The 2,441-nt window shown below is 49.7% G+C and carries 2 protein-coding genes; both read right to left on the reverse strand.

Annotation, left to right across the window (positions count from 1 at the left end; genetic code table 11):
• Positions 1–472: hypothetical protein (locus tag VFS25_RS09485; RefSeq protein WP_326461895.1), on the reverse strand; the 472-nt coding region annotated here is incomplete at its 3' end.
• A 265-nt stretch (positions 473–737) separates the two neighbouring features.
• On the reverse strand, positions 738–2,441 hold a 1,704-nt coding region (gene lon, locus VFS25_RS09490; RefSeq protein ID WP_326461896.1), incomplete at its 5' end, for an endopeptidase La.

The raw sequence follows: 2,441 nt of genomic DNA on the forward strand, positions 1-2,441 counted from the left end.
AACGGGAATGAATATATTTTATATTGATACCATAGTGCCAGCGCTCCAGGTATTGCCGGCTGGCCGAAAGCTGCCAGGCAATGTCCGTTGGATTAAAGGTACCCTGTATATTGCCTGCGGCGTCTGTTTGCGTAAGCGTGCCATAATGCACATACTGCACGCTGCCGGCAAAGGTGGTTTGCAGCTTATCTGCATAATACCCAAGCATAGCGTGGCCATATTTCACATCTGCAAAATAGCTGGTAAAGTTTACCTGTAAATGCCCGTGCATAGCGGGACGCAGCAAAGCAGGATTTGCCAGCGTGAGAGAAGCGTCATTGAGCTGCTGGCTTACATTCATACTGCCCAGGGCTGTCAGCTGCGGCGCAGCCGGCAGATCCAGGAAAGGGAAAACGCTTTTACCGCCCAATACCTGCCCAAAGCACAGGCACCGGCAACATAGGATAATGATGATGGACAGTAAGCAGCGCATTCAGTTTCAATTACGAATTAGTTAATTACGAATTAAGGAGTTGTGCGTTTATCGAATTGTGGTTCAGCAAAGCTTTGTTTGCTTTATTGCTGTCCATTACAATAGTCATTATCAATGCTAATACTTGTTGTCAATATACATTACTCATCCATCACTAACAACCCTTACCAACTGTTATTACTAATATTCACGCTATAACACAACGCACTTATACTGTCATCGCCAACAATTCGTAATTCGTAACTAACTAATTCGTAATTAGCGTTTATTTCTTCATCAGCGCTATATCCAGCACTTCATCCATTTCCTTTACGAAATGAAATTTCAGGCCCTTGATGTAATCCGGGTTAATATCTTTAATGTCTTTCTCGTTTTGCCAGCACAGTAAAACCTCCTTGATACCGGCGCGTTTGGCAGCCAGTATCTTTTCCTTGATACCGCCTACCGGCAGCACCTGCCCGCGCAGGGTGATCTCGCCGGTCATGGCCAGGTAGGATTTTACCTTGCGGCCGGTAAACGCTGAGGAAAGCGCTGTAAGCATGGTAACACCGGCGCTGGGGCCATCCTTAGGCACCGCACCTTCCGGCACGTGCACGTGCACGTTTTTGTGGGAGAACAGCTTGGAATCTATTTTATAATTAGCGGCATTGGCCTGCAGGTAGCTGAGCGCCGTGGAGGCCGACTCCTTCATTACATTTCCCAGGTTACCCGTAAGCTTCAGCTCTCCTTTACCGTCACTGAGGCTGGTTTCAATAAACAATATATCGCCGCCTACATAGGTCCAGGCCAGGCCTACCGCCACACCGGGCGGGTTGCCTACCTTATACAGCTCATTGGAGTAGCGCGACTTGCCCAGTATTTTCGACAGCATATCTTCCGTAAGCGTATCGGGCAGGGCCTGCTCCATGGCTACGTTTTTAGCCAGGGAACGCATGATAGAAGCCAGCAGGCGATCCAGCTCACGCACACCGCTTTCACGGGTATAATCCTGTATGATCCTGGTAAGTATTGCGCCGGGAAACTTGATTTTCAGGTCTTTTAACCCATGCGCCTCCCGCTGTTTGGGCACCAGGTGGCGTTTGGCTATTTCTACCTTTTCCTCTACGGAATAGCCGCTCAGGTCAATGATCTCCAGGCGGTCGCGGAGGGCCGGGTTAATGGCGCTGAGGTTATTAGCGGTAGCAATGAACAATACCTTGCTCAGGTCATATTCCAGCTCCAGGTAGTTGTCGTAAAAGGTGCTGTTTTGTTCCGGGTCCAGCACTTCCAGCAGGGCGGAGCTGGGATCGCCGCGGAAATCATTGCCGATCTTGTCTATCTCATCCAGAATCATTACCGGGTTGGATGATTTTATTTTACGGATAGATTGCAGGATGCGGCCCGGCATAGCGCCAATATAGGTTTTACGGTGCCCGCGTATCTCGCTTTCATCATGCAAACCGCCCAGGCTTAAACGTACGTATTTACGGCCAATAGCATTGGCAATAGAACGGCCGAGAGAAGTTTTACCTATACCGGGAGGGCCTACAAAGCACAGGATGGGCGATTTCATATCGCCCTTCAGCTTCAGCACGGCCAGGTATTCCAGTATACGCTCCTTGATCTTGTCCATACCATAGTGGTCGTTATCCAGCACTTTTTGTGCTTTCTTCAGGTCGTAGCTGTCCTGTGTGTACTCCTGCCAGGGCAGGTCCAGCATCAGGTCAAGGTGGTTATACACCACGCTGTAATCCGGTGTGCTGGGATGCATGCGCTCCAGCTTTTCAATGCCTTTGCGGAACAGGTCTGCTGCAGCTTCTGTCCACTTCTTCTGCTCGGCCTTGCGCATCATTTCCTTTATCTCACGGTCGTTGGTATCGCCGCCCAGTTCTTCTTTGATGGATTTCAGCTGCTGCTGCAGAAAGTATTCGCGCTGCTGCTTGTCAAGATCGGCCTTGGTTTTATTTGTGATCTTGTTCTTCAGCTCCGC

The organism is Chitinophaga sp. (assembly GCF_035761305.1).
Lineage (GTDB): Bacteria > Bacteroidota > Bacteroidia > Chitinophagales > Chitinophagaceae > Chitinophaga.